This window comes from Pseudomonas sp. 18.1.10, from assembly GCF_024655625.1.
Taxonomy (GTDB): domain Bacteria; phylum Pseudomonadota; class Gammaproteobacteria; order Pseudomonadales; family Pseudomonadaceae; genus Aquipseudomonas.
Map to the genome: position 1 here is coordinate 1 of NZ_JANLGL010000349.1, position 3903 is coordinate 3903.

Sequence of the window (3903 nt, forward strand, 5' to 3'; positions counted from 1 at the left end):
AGTCACAGGTCATTCAACTGATCCACCGCCTTCGCGAGCAAGCCCGCTCCCACATTGGTTTTGTGCCAGTCCTCAGCCTTGCTGGAACATCTCCATGGCGCGCTGGCGAATCTGCGCTTCGCTCAGGTCCTCTTTGTGCGTGGCCAGGAACCACACATGGCCGAACGGGTCTTTCAGCGTGCCGGAACGGTCACCGTAGAACTGATCCTTGGGCTCCGAGATCACGGTGCCACCTGCGGCGATGGCTTGTTTGTACTGCTTGTCGACGTCTGTCACGTAGAGATGGATACCGACACTGGTATGCCCGTTGCGCGGGCTGCCGAAGGCACTTTCATCGCAGGGCGAGCCGAGCATGATCGGCGAGTCGCCGATGCGCAGCTCCGCATGGCCGACCTTGCCGTCGGGCATGTCCAGGCGCATGACTTGGATGGCATCGAAGGCTTTTTTGTAGAACTCGATCGCTTCGGCGGCTTTTTCAACGCCGAGATACGGCGTAATGCTGTGAAAGCCCTCGGGGATAGGTTTGGCGCTCATTTCGTTCTCCTTGGGTAGTGGTTTTGGAGGGACAGCTTTTTCACTATAGGTCACGCCTCCAAGACAGCCACTTCAGGGATGTGTGGTGGGTTCCAACAGTTGCGCTCCCGGCCCGCGCTCGCCCAGCAGGTCATCCTGATTGCGCAACGGGCACGCCTCCAACGACAAACAGCCACAGCCGATACAGCCATTGAGCTTGTCGCGCAGCAGCAACAATTTGTTGATGCGCTCATCCAGGTCCTCGCGCCACAGCGCCGACAGGCGTTCCCAATCCTTGGCCGTCGGCGTACGCCCGTCCGGCAGTGTGTGCAGGGCCTCGCCAATCGTCGCCAGGGGAATTCCCAGGCGTTGGGCGATCTTGATAACCACCACGCGCCGCAACACATCTCGCGGGTAACGCCGCTGGTTGCCCGCGTTGCGATTGCTTTTGATAAGCCCCTTGTTCTCGTAGAAATGCAGCGCCGTCACCGCTACACCGCTGCGCGCCGCCAGTTGGCCGACGGTGAGTTCCTTGTTGACCATGCAAAACCCCTAACAGTGCTTGACCTTGACTTAACTAGAGGTTTTACCCTGCGTGGCATCGGATCGCAAGATTCTGCCTACAGAGAAAGGGGAGTATTCATGCAGGTATCAGAGAAGAATCGCAGCTTCACTCAATTGATCGAGTTTCAGATCGAACCCCGCCAGCAAGTCGCCCTGGTGGCCGCGTTGAGCACCCAAAGCGAGCGCCTGGCGCAAGGCCATGGTGGTTTTATCAATGCGAGTGTGCAGGTCAGCGACGATGGGCGGCGGGTGCTCAATTACCTGCAATGGCGCTCCCGTGAGGACGGCGAGGCGGCGTTTAAATGCTTTGAGCATGGCGAGGAAGATTTCTGGACACTGATCCGCGCCCACCAGGCCACAGCCGTGACCTTCGGTTCGTTCCAGGTGCTGCGCAGTTTCGAGCGCAGCCATGACAATGCCTTGCACTGCCGCCTAGATGGATAAGTGCAGCATGCGCTCGCCTTGCAGGTTTTCGCCGGGGCGGCGCTTGTTCACCGCCAGCTCGCCGATCTTGATAAGCCGTGTACGGGTGACGTTGCGGCTCAGGCCCAGCAGGTTGGCGGTGTGTACCTGGTTGTAATGGCTGAAGCGGTAGGCGGCGCGCAATAGCGCATCTTCGACCTTTTCATGCAGGGCGCCGGCCTGTTCTTCGAAGAGTTTCTGGAAGGCGCGCTCCAGCAACGCGGCGGCGCTGTTGTCGGTGCCGTGCCCGCTGTCGTCCTGGCGCTCGATGCGCAGGTTGGACAGGCGCAGGTCGTCCCGTTCGATCACGCCGTTACGGCAGATCAGCAGGGTGTGGTGAATCACGTTTTCCAGCTCGCGGATATTGCCCGGCCAGCTGTAGCTTTTCAGCTTGTGTTCGGCCTCGCGGCTGATGGTGATCGGGCCGTAGCCGAGGCGCTGGCTGTAGGCTTCGATGAAGTGCCGGGTCAGCGGCAGGATATCGCCGGGACGCTCGCGCAGGGGGCTGAGCTCCAGGCTGACCACGTCGAGGCGGTAATACAGGTCTTCGCGAAAATGCCCGGCATTGATCGCCTTCTCCAATTGCACGTTGGTTGCGGCGAGTACGCGCACATCAATCGGAATGCTCTTGCGTGAACCCAGGCGTACGACTTCGCGTTCCTGTAGGACGCGCAGCAGTTTGACCTGGATCGCCATCGGCAAGTCGCCGATCTCATCGAGGAACAAGGTGCCGCCGTCCGCTTCTTCGAACCAGCCGGCCTTGGCGCTGAGGGCGCCGGTGAAGGCACCTTTTTCGTGGCCGAACAGTTCGGCTTCTACCAGCGATTCGGAGAACGCCCCGCAGTTCACCGCCACGAATGGCCGGTTGCGCCGTGCGCTGAGGTTGTGGATATGCCGCGCCACCAACTCTTTACCGGTGCCGGTCTCGCCGATGATCAACACGCTGGCTTCGCTCGGCGCGACTTGCTGGATATGGTCGAGCAGCGCCTGGGATTTCGGGTCTTCGAAGACTTGGGCTGTGGCGCGGATCGAGGTCGCAAGGGCGGGCGAGGGCGGTAGGGTTAATAGCTGCATGGGCACCTCTTCTCAGGAGTAGAACGTCGGAATGGGCAGGGAATGGTTCAACGCCCAGTCCCCCAGTTCGTGGAGCTTGTAGTCCAGCGGATCGTGCAGGCTCTGGGTGCGCAGGTTGCGCCAGTGGCGGTCCAGGCGCAGCGAGGCGTGGGTGGAGCGCGCGCCGGTGACGTCGAACAGGCGGCTGCACAACTCCAGGCCCTGGCGGGTGGCGGCGACTTTGGCGGTGGCGATGGCAATCGCCAGTTGGCCGCGCTCGTGCTCGCTGAGGTTGGGCCCCTTGGCCCACGCCTGGTCGAGCAACTCGGCGGCGCGCTCGACCAGCAGGCGCACGCCTTCCAGCGCCACCCAGAACTCGCCGTAGTGATGCAGCACGTACGGGTCGTTGCGTACGTCGATGGCCGAGGATTTATGCCAGGCGCGGGTTTCGGTGAGGGTGTAGTTGCGTGCTTCTTCAAAAGCGCCTTCGGCAATCCCGAGGAACATATGGGTGAAGGTCAGCTGGGCGATCAGCGGGCGCAGGCAGGCAAACGGCGTACTCAGTGGGCCGGGGTCGAGCAGCAACTCCGATTCTTCGACGCGCACCCGCTCGAAGCTGGCACTGCCACTGTCGGTCTGGCGCTGGCCGATGTTGTTCCAGTCATTGTGCAAGGTGATGCCGCTGCGTCCACTCGGGATGGCGGCGATCAGCAGCTTGCCGCCGGCGCTTTCATCCACCGCCGAGGCGATGAGCATTTCCGAGTCGCTGGCGCCGGAGCAGAAGCTCTTTTTGCCGGAGAATTCGCGCCAGCCGCCGAAGTCCTTGACCACTGTGCGCGTGTCCAACGGGTTGAGGGCGTTGCCCCAGAACCAGTTCTTGCGCGCGGTCTGTTCGAACCAGGGTTGCCATTGGTCCGGGCGCGAAAACAGGCGCACGGTAGCCAGCATCAGGTGATGGAAGCCGAAGACGTGGGCGATGGAACTGTCGACCTTGGCAAATTCACGCACGATGCCGAGGGTGTCGCTCCAACGTGCGCCAAGGCCGCCGTATTGGGTGGGAATGCTCAGGGCCAGCAGGCCGCTATGGCGCAGGGCATCACGTTCGGCTTTCGGCGTGCCGCCGCGCTCGTCGCGTTCGACGGCGCTGAGGGCGAATTCGGCGGCCAGCAGTTTGGCGGTCTGCAGGGGGGAGGGCAGGACGCTGTGGGGTTTGGCTGTCACGCGGTGTTCCTCAATATCTATCTGGCAATGAAGCTCAAATGTGGGAGCGGGCTTGTGTGGGAGCGGGCTTGCTCGCGAAAGCGGTGGGTC

At 62.0% G+C, this 3903-nt stretch carries 5 protein-coding genes; 1 reads left to right on the forward strand and 4 read right to left on the reverse strand.

All coding sequences use genetic code 11. The features are described 5' to 3' along the window. Positions 1–72: 72 nt before the first annotated feature. Both NUV89_RS28345 and soxR read right to left on the reverse strand, forming a co-directional pair. Complete coding sequence (locus tag NUV89_RS28345) at positions 73–534, reverse strand: VOC family protein (protein ID WP_257783914.1); 462 nt, start codon at positions 532–534, stop codon at positions 73–75. Positions 535–606: 72 nt separating this feature from the next. Then, positions 607–1056: a redox-sensitive transcriptional activator SoxR gene (gene soxR / locus NUV89_RS28350; protein WP_257783915.1), complete on the reverse strand. Its 450-nt coding sequence runs from the start codon at positions 1054–1056 to the stop codon at positions 607–609. Between the two features lie 99 nt (positions 1057–1155). Here soxR and NUV89_RS28355 point away from each other — a divergent pair, with 99 nt between their 5' ends. Further along, positions 1156–1521 carry an antibiotic biosynthesis monooxygenase gene (locus tag NUV89_RS28355; RefSeq protein WP_257783916.1) on the forward strand — a complete coding sequence of 122 codons (366 nt, stop codon included), beginning with the start codon at positions 1156–1158 and terminating at the stop codon, positions 1519–1521. Here the strand turns inward: NUV89_RS28355 and NUV89_RS28360 are convergent. Then, the gene (locus NUV89_RS28360; RefSeq protein ID WP_017734835.1) at positions 1510–2613 is read right to left on the reverse strand and encodes a sigma-54-dependent Fis family transcriptional regulator; all 1104 of its coding nucleotides are present in this window, start codon (positions 2611–2613) and stop codon (positions 1510–1512) included. The two genes, NUV89_RS28355 and NUV89_RS28360, sit on opposite strands and share 12 nt — an antisense overlap. Positions 2614–2625: 12 nt before the next feature. Beyond that, positions 2626–3813, reverse strand: a complete 1188-nt coding sequence (locus NUV89_RS28365) for an acyl-CoA dehydrogenase family protein (protein WP_257783917.1) — start codon at positions 3811–3813, stop codon at positions 2626–2628. Between the last annotated feature and the right edge of the window lie 90 nt (positions 3814–3903).

What these genes read in the sequence shown, in the direction of transcription:
- NUV89_RS28360 (WP_017734835.1), bottom strand. Translation starts at nt 2,613, where the DNA reads ATGCAGCTATTAACCCTACCGCCCTCGCCCGCCCTTGCGACCTCGATC.
- NUV89_RS28355 (WP_257783916.1), top strand. Translation starts at nt 1,156, where the DNA reads ATGCAGGTATCAGAGAAGAATCGCAGCTTCACTCAATTGATCGAGTTT.
- soxR (WP_257783915.1), bottom strand. Translation starts at nt 1,056, where the DNA reads ATGGTCAACAAGGAACTCACCGTCGGCCAACTGGCGGCGCGCAGCGGT.
- NUV89_RS28345 (WP_257783914.1), bottom strand. Translation starts at nt 534, where the DNA reads ATGAGCGCCAAACCTATCCCCGAGGGCTTTCACAGCATTACGCCGTAT.